Raw genomic sequence first — 19,415 nt, 5'->3', positions numbered from 1 at the left:
CTCTATGTGGACCCACCGACAAGCCCCAGACAAGGCGGATACGGTGAAACACATGACCCTCGTCGACGACAACTACACCGGCCACGTCGAGCCAGGGACCGCGGCCCGGCGCACGCTCCCGGGCGCCTCGATCGTCAAGGTCTCGGTCGGCCCGATGGACAACAACGCCTACCTGGTCACGTGTTCCAAAACCGGCGAAACCCTGCTGATCGACGCCGCCAACGACGCACCGGTCCTCCTCGGCCTGATCGAGAAGCACGCCCCGACACTGTCGCTGATCGTCACGAGCCACCAGCACTTCGACCACTGGCAGGCGCTGGAAGAAGTGGCCAAGGTCACCGGGGTGCCGACGGCCGCGCACCAGCTCGACGCCGACCCGCTGCCGGTCCGGCCCGATCGGAACCTCGCCCACGGGGACAAGGTCGACATCGGGGAGCTGTCCTTCGACGTCATCCACCTGCAGGGCCACACTCCCGGCTCGGTGGCGCTCGCACTCGACGGGGCCGATGAGTCGACGCACCTGTTCACAGGCGACTGCCTGTTCCCCGGCGGTGTCGGCAAGACGTGGGAGGACGGGGCTTTCGACCAGTTGCTGGGGGATGTGACCCGCCGCGTGTTCGAGGTCTACGACGATTCGACGGTGGTCTACCCGGGCCACGGCGACGACACGACGCTCGGCGCGGAGCGGCCGCATCTGGCCGAGTGGAAAGAACGCGGTTGGTAGACGCGCCGGTCGCAGTCGTCACGGGTGCCAGCCGCGGCGCCGGACGCGGAATCGCACACGCCCTGGGCAGCCACGGCTGCACGGTGTATGTCACCGGACGCACCGAGCGCGCGGGCGAGTCGGTGCTCGACGGAACGATTCACGAGACCGCCGAGCTGGTCACGGCCGCGGGCGGCACCGGGATCGCCGTCCGCGTCGACCATGCCGACGACGAACAGACGAAAGCCCTTTTCGAGCGGGTCGGGCGGGAACAGGCCCGGCTGGACATCCTGGTGAACAACGCGGTGACCATCCGCGATGAGATGATGGGCCGGACCCGGTTCTGGGAAGAGCCCGTCAACGTCATCGACACCCTCGACGTGGGACTGCGCAGCAGCTATGTCGCGACCGTGTACGCAGCCCCGCTGATGCTCGCGCAGCGGCGTGGCTTGGTGGTGTTCACCTCCGCGCCCGGGGCGGCCCACTATGTGTTCGGCCCGGCGTACGGCGTTCACAAGGCCGGCACCGACAAGATGGCCGCCGACATGGCGGTCGACTTCCGCGACTTCGGCATCGCGACGGCCTCGATCTGGATGGGCGTGCTGTTGACCGAACGCTTCAAGCAGCTCGTCGCGACCGCGCCCGACAAGCTCGCCCATCTCCTCGACAACACCGAGACACCGGAGTTCACCGGGCACCTGATCTGGGCCCTGTTCCACGACCCCCAGTTGATGGACAAGAGCGGCCAGACCTTCATCGGCGCGGAGTTGGCGGCGCAGTACGGCATCAAGGACGCCGAAGACCGCGAGCCGGCGTCGTACCGCGACCTGCACGGAATTCACCCGATCAGGCAATTCGACCGCGTTTTGCGGTGACACTTATCGGGTGGAGGAGGCCCGCTGCGGGACGTGTGGCGCTGCGGTACGCGCCACCGCCAAGTTCTGCAGCGAGTGTGGCGCGCCTTTGACCCGCGAAGGACCGCGCGCCGAGTACAAGCAGGTGACCGTGCTGTTCGCCGACGTTGTGCGCTCAATGGACATCGCCCGCTCAGTCGGCGCCGAGCGGCTGCGCGAGATCATGGCCCAATTGGTGGATTGCGCCGGTGCGGTTGTGCGGCGCTACGGCGGCACAGTGGACAAATTCACCGGCGACGGCATCATGGCGGTCTTCGGCGCACCGATTTCACTCGAGGACCATGCCGTGCGGGCATGCCTTTCCGCATTGGGCGTTCAGGACGGCATTCGCGACGTCGCCGAAGATGTGCGGCGACGCGACGGCGTGGAGCTGCAACTGCGGATCGGCCTCAACTCCGGTCAGGTGATCACCGGCGAATTAGCCACGGCCGCACCGGGTTACACGGCGATCGGCGAACACGTCGGGATGGCCCAGCGGATGGAGTCTGTCGCACCTCCCGGTGGAGTGATGCTGAGCGGGTCCACAGTGCGGCTTGTCCAAGGCGTCGCGGCGCTCGGCGAACCGGAGTCGGTGCACCTCAAAGGATCAGCCGATCCGATCGTCGCCCGCCGGCTCCTGGGCTTCACGCAGCGGCGTGGTGCACGGCGTTCGGAATCGCAACTCGTTGGTCGACGGTGGGAGATGACCGCGCTCGAGGGCCTGTTGGACAGGGCCATCGAGGGCCAGGGTGCCGTTGTCGGAGTAACCGGTCCGGCAGGTATCGGAAAGAGTCGGCTTGCGCGCGAACTCGCCGAAATGGCCACCGCACGGGGCGTCGACCTGTTCGCCACCTTCTGCGAATCGCACACCAGCCAGGTCCCGTTTCACGTCGTGAAGAGCCTGTTCAAGGCGGCAACCGGCGTCGAAGGTCTCGGCGCGGCAAGCGCCCGCACCCTACTCCGGGCGCAGTCCGCCGATACGGACTCCGTGGACTTGGCGCTTTTCGAGGACCTGCTCGGCATCGGTGATGCCAACGCTCCGCTGCCGAGCATCGATCCCGACGCGCGTCGCAGGCGTTTGACTGCATGGGTGAATGCGGCCTCGCTGGCCGCTGGGACGCCAGCGGTATACCTCATCGAAGACGCCCATTGGATCGACGAGGCCAGCGAATCGTTGTTCGCCGACTTCCTCAGCGTGATACCCCAGACGCCGTTGCTGACAGTGATCACCTACCGGTCCGAGTATCGCGGCACACTGGCACAGGTGCCAGGGGCGCAGACGTTCGCCCTCGCACCGCTGAGCGATCACGAAACAGCGGCGCTCGTTTCGCATCTCCTCGGCGATGACGACTCCGTACGAACGCTGGCCGAGGCCATCACCGAAAGAGCGGCGGGCACTCCCTTCTTCGCCGAAGAGATCGCGCTCGAACTGGCCGAACGCGGTGTGCTGCAGGGCGAACCGGGCTCCTATGTGATGACCGCCGATGCAGCTGATGTCGTCGTACCCGCCACGCTGCAAGCAACGATCGCGTCGCGCATCGATCGGCTGGATCCGAAGGCCAAACGCACCTTGGCGGCGGCGGCCGTGGTGGGTTTGCGGTTCGGAACCGAGCTGCTGACCGACATCGGCGTCGACCCTGTGGTCGACGACCTGTTGGCCGCTCAGCTCATCGACCAGGTCACGTTCACCCGGCACCCCGAGTACGTGTTCCACCAACCCCTGATCCGCACGGTCGCCTACGAGACGCAGCTCAAGTCCGACCGCGCCGAAGTCCACCGACGGGTGGCCGCGACGATCGAGCAGCGCTCGGCCGGCTCCGGCGACGGGAGCGCAGCACTGATCGCCGAGCATCTGGAGGCGGCACGTGATCTGGACGCCGCATACGAGTGGCATATGCGCGCCGGAACATGGTCCGTCGACCGCGACATCGCCGCTGCTCGGCTCAGCTGGGAGCGAGCCCGCCTGGTTGCCGACGCCTTCCCTGTCGACCACCCCGACCGGACCGTTAAGCGCATCGCGCCGCGCACGACGTTGTGTGCAACGGACTGGCGCGTGCACGCCGAGGACTCCGCTGCGCGCTTCGCCGAGCTGCGCGAGCTGTGTGCCGCCGTCGACGACAAGACCTCGCTGGCCATCGCCGCCATGGGGCCCATGGCAGCGCACTCCCAGCGTGGCGAGTTCCAGGAGGCACAGCGCCTGGCGTCCGAACAGCTGGCGCTGCTCGACTCGATCGGCGATCCCATGTTGACCGCTCAGGCGGCCTTCGGAGCGATGGGCGTCAAGGCGCAAACCGGTGAGATGGCAGCGGTGCTGCGGTGGGCGCAAGCCACGATCGACTGGGCCGACGGAGATCCCACCAAGGGCAGCCTCGTGGTGAGCTCACCTCTCGCGGTGGCCTTGGCGCTGCGCGGCATGGCCCGGTGGTGGCTCGGCCACTCGACGTGGCACGACGACCTGGACAATGCGGCCGCTTTCGCCCAGCAATCCGCTGAACCGTTGACGCTGGCCGTGGTCCTGTCGTGGAGATACGGAATGGGTATTTGGCACGGCGTCCTGCTGCCCGACGATCGCGCCGTACACACCGTCGAGGCCGCGCTGCAGACCGCCGAGGCGGCCGGCAACGACTACGCCGTCGTCATGGTCAAGTGGCTTCTGGGTAGCGCGCTGATGCTCCGCGAGGGCACAGAAGATCGGCACCGCGGACACGAGTTGCTGATCGAGCTTCGCGAGGTGTGGCTACGGCAGCGGTACCACGTGTCTGAACTGCCAGTCCTCGAGACCTACCTGGGACGGGAACAAGCCCTCGCCGGTCACCGCGACGAGGGCATCGCGACCCTGCGCAACTCGGTCGAGGAGATGATGGGCCGCGGCCATCGCGGCTATTACATCCCAGCCACCGGATTGCTGGTCGAGGCCCTGCTGGACCGCGGCGGCAGCGACGACGTGACCGAAGCGCAGGCCGCGATCGCGGCGTTGGCCGCCGCGCCGGCCGACGGATCCGTCATCCCCGGCATCTGGCTGCTACACATGGAAGCCCTTCTGGCCCGTGCCCGCGGCGACCATGCCCGTTACGGCGAACTGCGTGACCGCTACCGGGAGATGGCGACGTCGCTGGGCTTTGAGGCGCATATGCGATGGGCCGCGGCGATGCCGTGACCGGCCTGTCCTAGGCTGGTCGAAACGGCAGGTCGTTGAGGAGACAAGGATGAATGAGGATCAGTTGAAGAAGGCGCAGAGCGGCGCCGGTTTCATCGCAGCACTCGATCAGAGCGGCGGCAGCACCCCCAAGACGCTGAAGCTCTACGGGATCGCCGAGGACGCCTACTCCGGCGACGACCAGATGTTCGACCTCGTGCACGAGATGCGCACCCGCATCATCACCAGCCCCGCCTTCGACGGCGACCGCATCATGGGCACCATCTTGTTCGAGCAGACGATGGACCGCGAGATCGAGGGCCGTCCGACCGCCGATTACCTGTGGAACGTCAAGAACATCGTGCCGTTCCTCAAGATCGACAAGGGCCTGGCCGAGGAGAAGGACGGCGCGCAGACGATGAAGCCGATGCCCGGCCTCGACGATCTGCTCGACCGCGCCGCCGCGAACGGGGTCTTCGGCACCAAGGAGCGTTCGGTCATCAAGCTGCCCGGCGCCGGCGTGGACGCGGTCGTGGCTCAGCAGTTCGAGGTCGCCGAGCAGGTCCTCGCCAAGGGCCTGGTGCCGATCATCGAACCCGAGGTCGACATCAAGAGCCCGAAGAAGGCCGAGGCCGAGGACCAGCTCAAGGCCGCGCTGCTCGAGGGCGTTGGCAAGCTCGGCGACAAAAAGGTCATGCTCAAGCTGACGCTGCCCGACACCGACAACCTGTACAAGGATCTGGTCGAGCATCCGAACGTGCTGCGGGTCGTGGCGCTGTCGGGTGGTTACAGCCGCGATGAGGCGAACGAGAAGCTGGCGCGCAACATCGGTGTCATCGCGAGCTTCTCGCGGGCGCTGACCGAGGGTCTGACCGCCCAGCAGAGCGACGAGGAGTTCAACTCCACGCTCGACCAGGCGATCGCGAGCATCGCCAAAGCATCGAGCACCTGATCTCGCTGCGGGGTTACGCGTCGGCGATCGTCGCCGGCGCGTTCCCCGCGCTCGCGTTCCCGGCGCCCGCACTGGGGTGGTTGGCTTGGATCGCGCTGGTCCCGCTGCTGCTCGTGCTCCGTGCGGCGCCGACGGCTGGACAGTCCGCCGCGCGAGCCTGGCTGGGGATGGCCGCGTTCGTCGGCGTCACCCAGTATTGGCTCTGGCCGAGCACGGGTCTGCCGCTGTTCGTTCTCGCGGCCGGACTCGGTGCGTTGTGGTTGCCCTTCGGTTGGGCGGCGCACCGTCTGCTCGTCGGTGATGTCACCTTCGCTCGCGCCGCCAGCGCCGTGGCGGTACTGCCCAGCGTGTGGGTGCTCACAGAGGCGGTCCGGTCGTGGGACCGGCTCGGCGGGCCGTGGGCACTGCTCGGCGCATCGCAGTGGAATCAGCCGGCCACGCTGGCGCCCACCGCGCTGGGCGGCGTATGGCTCGTCAGCTTTCTCGTGGTGGCGGTCAACACCGCGATTGTCTTGGTCCTGGTGCTGCGTTCGGCGGCGCCGGTTGTCCTGGCAGCTCTTCTTCTGACGGTCGGTCCCGCCTGGTTCTGGTGGGGCCCGGAACCGACGCCCGGTCCGACGGTGCGGGTCGCGCTCGTCCAGCCGGGTGACATCGCCGAGGCCGCCGAGCGCCAGGCCGCCGGCGAAGGTCTGACCGAGCAGCTGGCCGGGCAGCGAGTGGACCTGGTCGTGTGGGGTGAGAGCAGTGTCGGCGTGGACTTGGCGACCCACCCCGAAGTCACCGCGCGGCTCGCCGCCCTGTCCCGGCGTGTGGGGGCGGACCTGCTGGTCAACGTCGACGCCCAGGCGGCATCGGGCGGCATCTACAAATCGTCGGTGCTCGTCGGACCGGACGGCGTGCAGGGCTCGTACGCGAAAACGCGACTGGTGCCCTTCGGCGAGTACGTGCCACTGCGGCCCTTGATCGGCTGGGCCACGTCGAACACCCAAGCCGCTGGCGAGGACCGCCGTCGTGGGGACGGACCCGTCGTCCTGCACACCGACGCCGTCGCGATCGGACCGCTGATCAGCTTCGAGACGATGTTCTCCGACCTCGCCCGGGACGGCGTCCGGCGGGGAGCGAAGCTACTCGTCTACCAGAGCTCGACGTCGTCATACCAAGGCAGTTGGGCGCAACCGCAACTGGCGGCGATGCCCGCCGTACACGCGGTCGAAACGGGCCGGCCCGCGGTTCATGCCGCGTTGTCCGGGGTCAGTTCGGCGTTCGACGCGCGCGGCCACCGGCTGGCATGGATGCCCGCCGCCGAACGCGGAGTCACGGTTGTCGACGTCCCGTTGGACGCGCGAACGACCCTCTATCAGCGGTGGGGCGACTGGATGATCGTGGCGGCGCTGGTGGTGGTTACGGCGTGGTGTGCACGATCAGCACGTCGCTCTTGGAGCGGCGTGCGACATTGGCGGGAACGGAACCGAGCAACCGGCCGGCGATGGTGGACAGGCCGACGTTACCGACGACCAGCAGATCCGCCTTGACCTCCTCGGCGAGTTCGACCAGCGCGTCGACGGGGGCGCCGACGACGGCCTTCTCCTCGACGTTCGTGGCGCCCGCCTGGTGGGCGCGTTCTTTCGCCTCGCGAAGGATTGCGTAGATGGGCGCGTTGCCGGCCATCTTGTAGCCCTCGTCCTTGAGCACGTCGGCCGCACGCTGATCTTCGTCCTGGGGGAAGTACGCCGTCGCGATGACCAACTTGGCGTCACCGGCGATCTGACCAGCTTTCTCGACCGCGCGCAGCGACGAGTCCGATCCGTCCGTGCCAACCAAGACGGTCTGATAGGCGCTCATCCACATCCTCCCGATTTCAGTTCCGTTGCCACCCGGAACAGTAGCCGCTCCAGTGGCATTTGCCTGCGATTTCGTCCTACTTCACACCCAACGTCACGCTGGGCCGCCCCAGGTGACGCCGCCTACACCCGGTCATCACAATGACTTCCCCACCCATTCGGCGAGCGCGGTACAAGCGCACACGCTAGCGTTTTGCCGTTCGCGGGAAGGGTGGGTAGCAGCGCGTGGATCTGTCGCTGGTACAGCAACGCCTCGCGCGCCTCGACCCGTCGGGATCCCTTCGCGCCGGCCGGTACGACGCTGCGCTGACGGCGGTGTTCGCGGTCGCGGTGTCGGCGGCGGGCGCGGCCCGGCCGTCGCTGTGGTTCGACGAGGCGGCCACGATCTCGGCCTCGACGCGGTCGATCCCCCAGCTGTGGGGCCTGCTGCACAACATCGACGCGGTGCACGGCCTGTACTACCTGCTGATGCACGGGTGGTTCGCGGTGTTCCCGGCCACCGAGTTCTACTCCCGGCTGTCGAGCTGCCTGGCCGTCGGGCTGGCCGCCGGCGGTGTCGTCGTCCTTGCGCGACGCTTCGCTTCCCGGACGACGGCCGTCTGCGCGGGGATCGTGTTCGCGATCCTGCCGCGCATCACGTGGGCGGGCATCGAGGCGAGATCCTATGCGCTGACGGCGGCCGCGGCCGTCTGGCTGACCGTGTTGTTGATGCTCGCACTCCGCCGCAACACCCGGTGGCTGTGGGGTTGCTACGGGCTGGCGCTGGTGGGCTCGTCGCTGCTGAACGTCTTCGTGGTGCTGATGGTGCTGGTACACGCGGTTGCGCTGGCAGCGGTGACTGCTCGGCGAACGGTGGTGCATCGCTGGATCGTCACGGTCGCGGTGGCGATCGCGGTTGTGGGACCCTTCCTGGCGTTCAGTAGGACGCAGATCGCCCAGGTGCGGTGGATCTCACCGCCAGGCTGGCACACGGTCGCAGAAGTGATGCAGGAGCAGTACTTCGACCACAGCGTGGCGTTCGCGCTCTCGGCGGGACTGGTGCTCGTTCTGCTCACGATCCGACGCTTCCGGCCGACAGAAGCCGGCGTCCGATCGCTGGTGGCGATCAGCGCGGCGTGGATCGTGCTTCCGACGGGAGTGCTGCTGCTCTACTCCATGTGGTGGGAGCCCATCTACTACCCGCGCTATCTGAGCTACACCTCCCCGGCGATGGCGCTGCTGTTGGCCGTCGGCATCACCGCCGTCGCCAGATCGCGCGAGACCGTCGCGGCGGTGCTGACCGTGTTGGCGGTCGCGGCAACCCCGAACTACCTGCTCCAACAACGGGGTCCGTACGCCAAGGAGGGCATGGACTTCAGCCAGGTGGCCGACGTCCTCACGACGCACGCCTCCCCCGGCGACTGCCTGGTGCTCGACAACACCACGAACTGGGCACCCGGCCCGATTCGACCGTTGACGGCCGCGCGGCCCGAGGCGTACGCCGCGCTCGTGGACCCCGGGCGCGGTCGCCGCGCCGCCGACCGAAACCGCTTGTGGGACGCCCATCTTGGGATCTGGGGTGTGGCCGAGCAGCTTCGGCCGTGCACCGTGCTGTGGACGGTTTCACAACGCGACGCCACCGTCCCGGATCGAGAAACCGGGAACGCGCTGAATCCGGGAACCCGCCTGCGCCGTGCGCCTGCGTACCGGGTACCGCACGCGATGGGCTTCCGGCTTGTCGAGCGCTGGCAGTTCAGCTTCGCCCAGGTGGTCAAGTCGACGCGGTAGCGGGTGACCGCGCCAGAACCGGGTAACCATCCCCCATGCCTGCAAGGCCGGCCCACACCGCCGCGGAGTTCGTGCCCGACACCCGCGATCTCGCTGCTCTCGCCGAGGCCGCGCACGGTTGCAAGGGCTGCGATCTGTACCTCGATGCGACGCAGGTGGTGTTCGGCGGCGGTTCCTCCAGCGCGGACATGATGCTGGTCGGCGAACAGCCCGGCGATCAGGAGGACAAGGCCGGGGAGCCGTTCGTCGGCCCGGCAGGCAAGCTGTTGGACAAGGCGCTGGTGCAGGCCGGCATCGACCGTGAACGGGTGTATGTGACCAATGCGGTCAAGCACTTCAAGTTCACCCTGCCCGAACGCGGCAAGAGACGAATCCACAAGACGCCGGGCCGCACGGAGGTGGTGGCATGCCGACCGTGGCTGCTGGCCGAGCTGGATGCCATCAGACCCGAGGTGCTGGTGCTGATGGGCGCGACCGCTGCACAGTCGCTGCTGGGCAGCAAGTTTCGGCTGACCGCGCACCGCGGCCGGTGCGGCGCAACGTCGACACGTTCGTGGAGCTGGCCGAGCATCCGACACTACAGCTGGCGATTCAAGAGAATCTCGCTGGACATGGGGATACAAGCTCAGCGGTCGTGGCCGGCTCGTCTGAGCGAACGGCCACGGATCTCAACGAGTTGACACGCAATCTCGCGAACCTGGCCGTACATGATTTGGACTACTCATGGGAGTGCCTGCGCACTGGGTCTGACGAAACCGTCTCGCTTCCGTTGCGTGCTTTTCCCAACACCCGGATGAATGAGATACCGCTGTGGCTGCCATATGACGAGGCGCCGCCCCAGCGCGGTGCTCGGACCTCCGCTGTCAATCCGGTTGCAGTGCCTACGGAGTCAGCCCGTGAGCTGAACGCGGAAACCACGCCGGCACGCCTTCTCGTCGAGGAATGGGTTCGGCTGTCAAAGCGCTCACTTGTGCCACCGCGTGACATCGGAATCGTCGACCATACGAAAGCCTGCGCGGGTTTGGCCACTGCCATATGCGCTGCAGCCAGCGAAGCTGGCGCCGCGGCTCGCATGATCGACATTGAAAGTCACGGTGTCACAAGTCGTTTCAATACACTTGTCATACTGCTTCCGCAATCGCCGAAGATGGACGACGTCGCCGCCGCGGCCGCAGTCACGGAATTCTTTTCCAACCGCATGTGGTGGCCCGGAGTCACTGATGCAGGTACCGACTACTGGCTAGTGACGGTGGGCGGTGAGGGGGTCGTCGCAGACGACGCACCGCCAGACCCGGTGCACGCAGCGGCAAGCGCGGGGTTTCGCAGCATTGGCGCCAACTATCCCGGCGTAGGATTCCGGCACCTCGACCTGCCGGCTGGATCCACCGCCTCAGACTCGGGGCGTGCGGTCGTCGCGGCGTTGCACACCGACGAAGAATCGGAATTGGCATTCCGCAACGGGGGTCTATACGCCAAACGGATCGTTGCTTGCAACAGCTCGGCGGTCCACTCCGATTGTGTGCCCTATGAACATGTGCTCATCGTCGGGGGAACGGGGAAACTCGGGCTCGAATTCTGCGACCACTTCGCACACTGCGGCGCTCGGCGAATCACGCTGGTGAGCAGATCGGGCGGGGACGCTGCAGTCGCGGACCGACTCCAGGGGATCCGCTCGACCACGGCTACGCAAATCTGTGTCACGAAGTGCGACGTAGGCGACCAGGCGGCAGTATCGCAACTGGCTGCGGAGAACCAGGGCGCCCCGGCGGATCTGATAATCCACGCCGCCGTCGACTATTCGGCTATCGAACTCGAGGACATTACCGCCACGAAGGTAGACGATGCGTTGCGGGCCAAGGTTATCGGCATCTGGCGGGTACTGGAAGCGTTCCCCCGAGCGGAGAACTGTCGCGTCATTCTGTGCTCCTCGGCGAGGGCGACGATCGGCGGACGCGGGCAGGTGGTCTACTCGGCGGCCAATCGGATGCTCGACGCCATGGCGCACCGACTCCGCGCCGCTGGCTTGGACTGTGTTTCGGTGCAATGGGGTCAGTGGACCGTTCATTTTGACCTCGATGAGAGGAGTATGGCGCAGCTTGCGGCCATCGGGGTTGTCCCGATGTCTCCACGCGATGCAATCTCTTTGGGAATGAACCGGCTGGGCAGGAATGCCATCGTCGGGGCATTCGATTTCGCCCGGGCGCGATCGGTGCTGGGTGTGTTCGGCTACGGCCCGCTGGTTTCACAGCTGATTCCACCCGACGTCGACAACCCAGCAACCTACGCACCCGTTGAGCCGACCACGCACTCGCGACGGTTGATTGATCTGTTCGCCGAATCCATCGGTATCGATCGCGCCGAGTCCATTGACGCCGATGTCCCCATGGTGGCGATCGGCTTGGATTCGTTGCAGGCGCTAGAGTTATGTCGTCGAATCAAAGTCGAATTCAATCACGATCTTGAGGTGTCGGATCTCCTCGGCGGGGCGTCCATAGCTGATGTTGTCGCGCAGTTGAGCGCGCAAAAATGGGCAGCAGCCGAGCGGTTCTGAGGCAATCTAGGCCGTAGTAAGGTCTCGCGGCCCAGCAGCAGGTCGACGACGGCAATCGTGACGGGTGTCCAGTGAGGCGGCCGCGGAGATCCGAGCATTGAAGCGACGTAACGTCGAGCGCGAGCTAACCATCGAAATCCTCAAGGCGGCAACGTCTTTCTTCGTGCGGGGAAGCGACCCGCACAGCCGTCGCTGGCCAGTTCGATCTGCGTGTTCATCGCCGACCATAGGGACCGCTTCGGGGTCGCTCCGATCTGCCGCGTGCTCACCGAGCACGGTGTGCCGATCGCCCCGCGCTCGTTCCACGCCAGGGCAACGCCCGCAGCGCCGTCGAGCGGGGCGTAACTCGTTGTGGGAAGGGAAATGAGCACACCTCGGGATTTTCGATGAGCGCCATCAACTCACACGTAACGTGATCTTCACGAAACCGGGGACGTTTCAAATTGCGGCTCCACCCCGTCCTAGTTACGGTCTCCGTACCCAGACACCCGTCCGCTAGACACGGGTGCGAAATTGATCGGGGGAACCGTGACAACGCGCTGCAGATTGGCGAACCACACCGAAAACAAGCTCGGCGCCGCCAACTTCACCGTGTCGAAGCCCTACGGGATATTGTCCCGCTGGCCTCGGCGCAGAGCTTCCCCCGTGAAAGACCACCATCGCGGCAGTCCACCGTTGACGCCGGTGCGATTCAGTGCGCCGGTTGATTTCGATCGGGAGGCTACGTGATGCTGCTTCGTTTTGCCACGGTGGTGACCGCTTACATATTGATCTCTGTTGCGACGGCGCCACTGGCATCGACCGCTCCAGAATCAGATCCCGATCCTGCAGTGGCCGCGGCGAGTAGCGCCGATCCGCCTGCACCACCTCCAAATGACGGCCTGGTGCCCTCTGGGGCGCGCGCCACCCGCACGACCGCTGACGGCTGGACGATCAGCGTTTGGGCCGACGACGAGTCAGAAGTGCCGGTGGCGCCATTGACGACTTCCACGGCGTCACGTGAGTACATCGTGGGCGGCGCGTTCAACGCGTCGGTGACCGGCGCGGGCACCACCACGTTGACCGGCGGGACGCTCGAGGTCGGCTATCAGATCGGTTGTGGCATCGAGTTAGGGGTCAATGGCGTGCAATTAACGGGCTCGGTCGGCGTGGTCCCGGCGCTGGGTCCGACGGGACTGAGTGCCGGGCTTCCGATCAACGGCTCGGTTGCGGTCTACTTGGTGCCAGGCAAAGTCAACATCGTTCCGGTCAGCAAGATGGTGTTTAAGGGCACTGATCCGCGGATCACCATCTCGGACTTCCGCGTGTAAATCGACGGCTGCGTCGGGGAGTCGTTCCTGCGCTCGTATGCCACGCTGACGGGCACAACGACGGATACCCAAGACATCATCTCCTACACCGGCATCACGAAGGCCGTCTGACGCTGGATGCTCGTATTTGATCATTGGTCCCAGAGGAAGCGCCGCGAGACCGGCTGCCTACGCGCTGACACGACCAGATATGGAGTGAGCTTCATCATGACGGCGTCACCAGTGGGAGAACTTGCCCGGGCATTCGCATTGTTGCTCACCGCTTTTGGCGTCAGCCTTGCTGCCCTACCAGCGGCGGGCGCTGACCCCAACGACCTGGCGGTCCCGGGCACGCCCGAGCCCGGCACAGTCGTTGCGGGGTCGAGCGCTGCGGCGGACGCCAACCCGGCGTCGGCGGCAGCGTGCTCGCAGTTCGCCAACGCGCTCGACTCTGCCGCGGTCAACTACTCCGATTTCGCTGCTGGGATGTCATCTCCAGACTGGAATTACGCGAATCCGACGGTGCGGAGCGCCAATGTGGCCGGCAGGACCGCGCTACGGGAAGCGGCTCGCGCAGCTCTTAGCGCCTCGGACACGCCGGGTTTGCAGTCAGACGTCGCGGCTCCGATACGGGTCTGGTCGACACGGGCAGCGAAACTGCTCGTCAATATGTTTCTTCACCGCAGCAACGACGCTGTCGACACCGCGGCCACCGAGCTGAATGAGGCCACCTACAATGTCCAGATGGCTTGCGCGAAGGCCGGTACCCCGGCGGTGACCAGCTAGACTCAACGGGCTGCTGTGCAGGACCGAAAACTAAACGGCCACAAAGGGATGCGGCTAGGCTAAGCCCTTTCCATCCGACATCGTGGGCATACCGCCGCGGTGTATTCGGTTCGGACATATGGTGATTACTGGCACCCGGCGACGAGGTGAGCTTGCCCAAGCTCACCCGCAGCCACGCCCGGTCGGGGTCAGATCGATCGCGGTGGCGAACGCTCAGACAGGCTATACGGCAGGTCACGAGCGGGGGGCCGCCACCTCAATTTCCACCAGACCTGGGGCTAGAGAATCGGTGACACCAGGGGCGCGATTTTGCCGACTTCGGTGATTCGTGCTGTGATCGAATACGCGATGTGACCAGCGCCGTACCGCTATCCGAAAAATTCTCGGTAGTGTGCGGAATAACCGGGATGCCTCTGCTTCCTGGCTTAGTGAGTGTGCGAACTGACAGAGAGGATCCCACGCCATGCCGGCTTCTGCTTCGGCTGTAGTAGCGGACGCCGACGCCTCCGTGGACCCACCTAACAGCCTGCGTGACCGTCTGAAGACCGTCGCGAGGTACGACCTTCCGGCGTCGATCGTGGTCTTTCTCGTTGCGGTGCCATTGTCGATCGGGATCGCAATCGCCTCCAACGCACCGATTATGGCGGGGCTGATCGCCGCGATCGTCGGCGGCATAATTGCTGGCGCGGTGGGTGGAGCGCCTCTGCTTGCCTCGGGTCCGGCCGCCGGCTTGACAGTAGTGGTAGCCGAGACGGTCAATACCTTTGGCTGGAAGACCACCACCGCCATCGTCGTCGGAGCCGGGTTGCTGCAAGTAGTTCTCGGCGTGAGCCGGCTCGCGCGATCGGCGCTGGCCATATCGCCCATCGTGGTGCACGCAATGCTCGCCGGGATCGGCATCACGATCGCCCTGCAACAAGTTCACGTACTGCTCGGCGGCAGCTCTCGGAGTTCGGTGTGGCGCAACCTGACCGAATTGCCGGCTCAGCTTCGGGCTCCCCACCTAAGCGACATCGTTGTAGGGCTCATTGTCGTCGCGATCATGCTGAGCTGGAAACGAAGCCCGGCTCGGCTACAAATACTTCCCGGGCCGCTAGTCGCAATCGTCGCCGCGACGGCGATATCGTTCGTGCCGCCGCTGAACGCCGACAGAATCGAACTCAACGGTTCGATCCTCGACGCGATCGGCTTGCCGACTCTGCCGCACGGCACCTGGGTGCCGTTTGTACTGGCTGTGTTGACCATCGCGTTGATCGCCAGCGTGGAAAGCTTACTTTCGGCAGTTGCGGTCGACAAGATGCACAACGGCCCGAAAGCCGATCTGAACCGCGAGCTCATCGGTCAGGGCGCGGCCAATATGGTGTCGGGGATGCTCGGCGGGCTGCCGGTAACCGGCGTGATCGTCCGCAGCGCAACCAACGTGGCGGCCGGTGCACGCACGCAGGCTTCGTCGATTTTGCACGGCGTGTGGGTGCTGCTGTTTTCCGTGTTGCTGGCCGGTCTGGTGCAACAAATTCCGAAGGCCGCCCTGGCCGGGTTGCTGATCGTGATCGGTATCCAGTTGGTCAAGTTGGCACACATCCGGCTGGCCTGGCGTACCGGCGACCTGGCTGTTTATGCGATCACAGTCACCGGAGTTCTGTTCCTGAACCTGCTGGAAGGCGTCGCCATCGGCGTCGCCGTCACCCTCGTCGTGGTGTTGTGGCGGGTGGTGCGCGCCTCAGTACATGCCGAACCGATCGACGAGGAGCATCACGAATGGCGTCTCACACTCGAAGGAGCCCTCAGTTTCCTTTCCTTGCCGCGGCTATCGCGCGTGCTGGCCTCAATTCCGCGTGGCAGCCGGGTCACCGTGGAGATCACAGTCGACTTCCTTGATCACGCCGCATACGAGGCCATCGAGGAGTGGGCTCGGCGGCACCGCCTAGCTGGCGGCTCGGTTTGCATCGACGAAATCGGCGAGAGCGCGATGGCAGCGGCCACCGTAGGGCCGCCGATTCGCCGGTCGCACAGCGCGATAGCCCGCGGCCTATCGCCCTGGCGCTCTCACGGCCACCACCCAGGGGACACCGGTTCGATGCTCACCCCGGTGTTGGACGGCGTCGCGCGTTACCATCGCCGACACGCCCCGCTGCTTCGCGAACATTTCAACGAGCTGCGCGGCGGGCAGCGACCGCGCGCTCTGTTCCTGACCTGCGCAGACGCTCGCTTGGTGCCCAATGTCATCACCGCCAGCGGGCCCGGTGACCTTTTCACCGTGCGCAACCTCGGCAACCTCGTTCAGCCGAACGCCGCTGACATGTCGATGGAAGCCGCATTGGCGTACGGAATCATCGAGTTGAACGTCAACACCATGATCATCTGCGGCCACTCCAGATGCGGAGCGATGACGGCATTGCTCTCCGAGGCTGGCCATCGTGACGGCATTCCCCCCGCTGTCGCGGCATGGATCGAACAGGCGCTGCCAAGCCTCGACGCGTTCCGCGCCGGTCACCCCGTCGGCCGGGCGGCGGCCAGGCAGGGGTATGACGCCTGCGATCAGTTGGCAATGGTCAACGTCGCTTGGCAAATTCAGAACTTGAAAGTCCATCCCGTGGTGGGTCCCGCTCTGGAAGAGCAGCGATTGGATACATTGGGGCTCTTCTTCGATATCGCCTCGGGCCGGGTACTGCGTATTACAGAGAGCGACGTCGAAAACCTCGGCGCGCCGAACGACTGACTCTTCCAACAGGGTAAGTCCCTCGGGCCTCGACAGCGGGGTCTCCAATCGGTCTCACGAATCTGCGCCGGCCCGGATGATTGATCGCCGGGATGCGGTTGCGGGCCGGCGGGCCAACTCGGGCGAGGGTGCGGGGCGCATGGTCGCCGGAGCGATCGCGTGATTCGTCGAGGGACCGACCAAAGTCACTCGAGCAAAGGAATCGACGCGATGACCACTGGCCACAATATTGACAGGCCGGCTGTGCTGGCTGATCGACTCACCGCCTGCCGCCCCGATGTGCTGCGCGAGCTGCTGGCAACTTTCATCCACGCCCTGATGGGTCGAAGCCGACGCTCTATGCTTCTCGAAGAGGCAGCCTCGGCGAGGTGCTCTTCACCCCAAACATGAACGGACGCAGTCGTTCTTGTTCAAGCTCCTCTGACGACGACGGGGCTAACCTCAGGCGTGCGTTCCTGCGGCGGCACATGCCGTTTGGGCGTTGTAGGCGTCGTTGTTGAGCTCGGTGGCCACATTGTCAAGGGTGTCACCGCCGCGGCGGAGTCCCATGATCAACAGGAGCTTCGTCGCGTCCACTGACCATGCCCGCATCGGCGCGGCGATCTCGGGCTGCAGACCCGGTGTCGCCGCCGCGGTCATGGCCGCGGCCGCCGCTTCCCGCAGCGCGGTCCGACCGGTCACGTTACTGTTCCTGACAGTCGGATCTCTGTAGTCGGGAAGGTCCGTACCTTCGGTGGCGTCGGCGAAACCCGAGTAATTGGTCGCGGCGAAATTCAGCGTTGTGGCGAACTGCTTGCAGGCCACCGCCGCCGCGGGATTGACGTTGTCCGAGGTCGGCGCGGGGACCGTTACCATACCCGGAGCCGGCGTGTCCGTCTGTTCTGCGTCGTTGGGGTCGGCGGATGCGGTTGGGACGACCGCTAGCCCGATGCCAAACGCGATGAGAGACGCGGCCAACCCGCGCTCGCAAACATGTGATGACCTCAACAATTCCTCCTGCCGTGTCGGCCTGATCGCGGGCGATGCCGCGCCACCGGACCAGCTGATCTTGCCCTCACCGCCATTGAGCGGCTCTCCGTGCGAGACCACAGCAGAGTCAGGCGAATACGAGGCCGCAGTGATCGACAGAGAGCTCTCATGATCAGGTTCAAGGCATGGTTGTATATATCGAATGGTCGAGTCTACAGCTCACCAAATGATGAACCGCCGCTCAACGCTGGGTGCCCGTGCGGCGTCCATTCGATGCTGTGGACAGCCAGAGGCGCTCTCGATGGGTATGTGGCATGAACTGTTTTCGGTCCGTTTACCGTTTGGATGTCGGCGGCGGCTGAAAATTGACCCCCTGGCGGCAGGTGAAAATTGACCCCCTGCCGGGGTTGGTTGGAGCAATGATCAGAACCTGTGGATGAGCCTCGGTGTGGGGGCGTGAAAGTGGGCGCACCTTCCCGAGGATGATCTGAATATCCGAAGGTCCGATCATGAGCCGGCGTTGGCGCGCTGGTTCGGGAAGGTACGCCCATGCTCACCGTAGTTCACGATGCCGCCGAGGCCAACGAAAGTGCCGGCGGTGCTGGTCGGTCGTTGTTGGACGAGATCGTTCGTGACGGCGCCCGGCAGATGCTGGCCGCGGCGCTGCAGGCCGAGGTTGCGGCCTACGTAGCGCAGTTCGCCGACCAGCTCGATGAGGACGGCCATCGGTTGGTGGTCCGCAACGGCTACCACCAACCGCGTGAGGTGCTGACCGCAGCCGGCGCGGTCGAGGTGAAGGCACCGCGGGTCAACGACCGCCGGGTTGACCCCGATACCGGTGTCCGGCAGCGGTTCTCCTCGGCGATCCTGCCCGCCTGGGCACGCAAGTCCCCGCAGATCAGCGAGGTGCTGCCGCTGCTGTACCTGCATGGGCTGTCCAGCGGCGACTTCGGGCCGGCACTCGAGCAGTTCCTCGGCTCGGGTGCGGGGTTGTCGGCGTCGACGATCACCCGGCTGACCGCGCAGTGGCAGGACGAAGCCGCCACGTTCGGGCGCCGGGATCTGTCCGGCACCGACTACGTCTACCTGTGGGTCGACGGCATCCACCTCAAGGTCCGCCTGGAGCAGACCAAGCTGTGCCTGCTGGTGATGATCGGCGTGCGTGCTGATGGTCGCAAGGAGCTGGTCGCGATCACCGATGGGTATCGGGAGTCCACCGAGTCGTGGGCCGACCTGCTGCGTGACTGCAAACGCCGCGGGATGACCGCGCCGGTGCTGGCCGTCGGCGATGGTGCCCTTGGGTTCTGGAGGGCGGTCCGCGAAGTCTTCCCGGCCACCCGTGAGCAGCGCTGCTGGTTCCACAAGCAGGCCAATGTGCTTGCCGCACTGCCGAAGTCGGCACACCCGTCGGCGTTGGCGGCGCTCAAAGACATCTACAACGCCGAGGATATCGACAAGGCTCAGCTGGCGGTCAAGGCCTTCGAGGTCGACTTCGGTGCCAAGTATCCCAAGGCGGTCGCCAAGATCGTCGACGATCTCGATGTCCTGCTGGAGTTCTACAAGTACCCGGCCGAGCATTGGATCCATTTGAGGACGACAAATCCGATCGAAAGCACTTTCGCCACGGTGCGACTTCGAACCAAGGTCACCAAGGGGCCGGGATCACGCACGGCCGGGATTGCCATGGCCTACAAGCTGATCGACGCCGCACAGGCCCGCTGGCGGGCCGTCAACGCCCCGCACCTGGTCGCCCTGGTCCGCGCCGGCGCGGTCTTCCACAAAGGCAAGCTACTCGAACGACCCACCGAC

Annotated in this window: 12 protein-coding genes and 4 pseudogenes; 14 read left to right on the top strand and 2 right to left on the bottom strand. The window is 65.6% G+C overall.

Annotated elements, in window-relative coordinates; translation table 11 throughout:
- Positions 1 to 52 precede the first annotated feature (52 nt).
- The 5 genes and pseudogenes from RMCN_RS29995 to lnt all read left to right on the top strand — a co-directional run.
- A complete protein-coding gene (locus tag RMCN_RS29995; RefSeq protein WP_067396843.1) occupies positions 53 to 724 on the top strand; it encodes an MBL fold metallo-hydrolase in 672 nt (223 codons plus the stop codon).
- Positions 718 to 1,578, top strand: coding sequence for an SDR family NAD(P)-dependent oxidoreductase (locus tag RMCN_RS29990; protein WP_067396895.1), 861 nt, complete (start codon positions 718 to 720; stop codon positions 1,576 to 1,578). Before RMCN_RS29995 ends, RMCN_RS29990 begins: the two co-directional genes overlap by 7 nt.
- A gap of 10 nt (positions 1,579 to 1,588) precedes the next feature.
- Positions 1,589 to 4,753, top strand: a complete 3,165-nt coding sequence (locus RMCN_RS29985) for an AAA family ATPase (protein WP_067396842.1) — start codon at positions 1,589 to 1,591, stop codon at positions 4,751 to 4,753.
- A gap of 49 nt (positions 4,754 to 4,802) precedes the next feature.
- The gene (locus RMCN_RS29980; RefSeq protein WP_067396840.1) at positions 4,803 to 5,684 is read left to right on the top strand and encodes a fructose bisphosphate aldolase; all 882 of its coding nucleotides are present in this window, start codon (positions 4,803 to 4,805) and stop codon (positions 5,682 to 5,684) included.
- A 26-nt stretch (positions 5,685 to 5,710) separates the two neighbouring features.
- A pseudogene (lnt, locus tag RMCN_RS29975) lies at positions 5,711 to 7,132 on the top strand (apolipoprotein N-acyltransferase); the annotation flags it as partial.
- On the opposite strand, the gene RMCN_RS31770 reads toward lnt, so the two are convergent.
- The gene (locus RMCN_RS31770) at positions 7,086 to 7,526 is read right to left on the bottom strand and encodes a universal stress protein (RefSeq protein WP_064416167.1); all 441 of its coding nucleotides are present in this window, start codon (positions 7,524 to 7,526) and stop codon (positions 7,086 to 7,088) included. The pseudogene lnt and the gene RMCN_RS31770 sit on opposite strands and share 47 nt — an antisense overlap.
- A gap of 224 nt (positions 7,527 to 7,750) precedes the next feature.
- On the opposite strand from RMCN_RS31770, the gene RMCN_RS29965 reads away from it, so the two are divergent.
- The 8 genes and pseudogenes from RMCN_RS29965 to RMCN_RS29930 all read left to right on the top strand — a co-directional run.
- Positions 7,751 to 9,292, top strand: a complete 1,542-nt coding sequence (locus RMCN_RS29965; protein ID WP_067396834.1) for a glycosyltransferase family 39 protein — start codon at positions 7,751 to 7,753, stop codon at positions 9,290 to 9,292.
- A gap of 35 nt (positions 9,293 to 9,327) precedes the next feature.
- Positions 9,328 to 9,972 carry a UdgX family uracil-DNA binding protein gene (locus RMCN_RS31765; protein ID WP_084377880.1) on the top strand — a complete coding sequence of 215 codons (645 nt, stop codon included), beginning with the start codon at positions 9,328 to 9,330 and terminating at the stop codon, positions 9,970 to 9,972.
- On the top strand, positions 9,927 to 11,843 hold the full coding sequence (locus RMCN_RS29955; protein WP_234787841.1) for a beta-ketoacyl reductase: 1,917 nt from the start codon (positions 9,927 to 9,929) through the stop codon (positions 11,841 to 11,843). Before RMCN_RS31765 ends, RMCN_RS29955 begins: the two co-directional genes overlap by 46 nt.
- Positions 11,844 to 11,875: 32 nt before the next feature.
- Positions 11,876 to 12,185: pseudogene (locus RMCN_RS29950) on the top strand (IS3-like element ISMysp3 family transposase); the annotation flags it as partial.
- 386 nt (positions 12,186 to 12,571) lie between these two features.
- Positions 12,572 to 13,264 (top strand): annotated as a pseudogene (locus RMCN_RS29945) (MspA family porin).
- A gap of 96 nt (positions 13,265 to 13,360) precedes the next feature.
- A complete protein-coding gene (locus tag RMCN_RS29940) occupies positions 13,361 to 13,918 on the top strand; it encodes an Rv2240c family protein (RefSeq protein ID WP_084377888.1) in 558 nt (185 codons plus the stop codon).
- Positions 13,919 to 14,381: 463 nt separating this feature from the next.
- Complete coding sequence (locus RMCN_RS29935) at positions 14,382 to 16,637, top strand: SulP family inorganic anion transporter (RefSeq protein WP_067396830.1); 2,256 nt, start codon at positions 14,382 to 14,384, stop codon at positions 16,635 to 16,637.
- A 210-nt stretch (positions 16,638 to 16,847) separates the two neighbouring features.
- Positions 16,848 to 16,980 (top strand): annotated as a pseudogene (locus RMCN_RS29930) (IS256 family transposase); the annotation flags it as partial.
- Positions 16,981 to 17,078: 98 nt separating this feature from the next.
- Here the strand turns inward: RMCN_RS29930 and RMCN_RS29925 are convergent.
- Positions 17,079 to 17,624, bottom strand: a complete 546-nt coding sequence (locus RMCN_RS29925; RefSeq protein WP_067396893.1) for an Rv2240c family protein — start codon at positions 17,622 to 17,624, stop codon at positions 17,079 to 17,081.
- Positions 17,625 to 18,155: 531 nt separating this feature from the next.
- Here RMCN_RS29925 and RMCN_RS29920 point away from each other — a divergent pair.
- Positions 18,156 to 19,415, top strand: a 1,260-nt coding sequence (locus tag RMCN_RS29920; RefSeq protein WP_067396829.1) for an IS256 family transposase, incomplete at its 3' end; no start/stop codon positions are given.

Source organism: Mycolicibacterium novocastrense, from assembly GCF_001570485.1.
GTDB classification, from domain to species: domain Bacteria; phylum Actinomycetota; class Actinomycetes; order Mycobacteriales; family Mycobacteriaceae; genus Mycobacterium; species Mycobacterium novocastrense.
Note: the sequence above shows the minus strand (reverse complement) of the source record. Positions and strands in the feature narration are given on the sequence as shown.

What these genes read in the sequence shown, in the direction of transcription:
- RMCN_RS29980 (WP_067396840.1), top strand. Translation starts at nt 4,803, where the DNA reads ATGAATGAGGATCAGTTGAAGAAGGCGCAGAGCGGCGCCGGTTTCATC.
- RMCN_RS31770 (WP_064416167.1), bottom strand. Translation starts at nt 7,526, where the DNA reads ATGAGCGCCTATCAGACCGTCTTGGTTGGCACGGACGGATCGGACTCG.
- RMCN_RS29935 (WP_067396830.1), top strand. Translation starts at nt 14,382, where the DNA reads ATGCCGGCTTCTGCTTCGGCTGTAGTAGCGGACGCCGACGCCTCCGTG.
- RMCN_RS29995 (WP_067396843.1), top strand. Translation starts at nt 53, where the DNA reads ATGACCCTCGTCGACGACAACTACACCGGCCACGTCGAGCCAGGGACC.
- RMCN_RS29940 (WP_084377888.1), top strand. Translation starts at nt 13,361, where the DNA reads ATGACGGCGTCACCAGTGGGAGAACTTGCCCGGGCATTCGCATTGTTG.
- RMCN_RS31765 (WP_084377880.1), top strand. Translation starts at nt 9,328, where the DNA reads ATGCCTGCAAGGCCGGCCCACACCGCCGCGGAGTTCGTGCCCGACACC.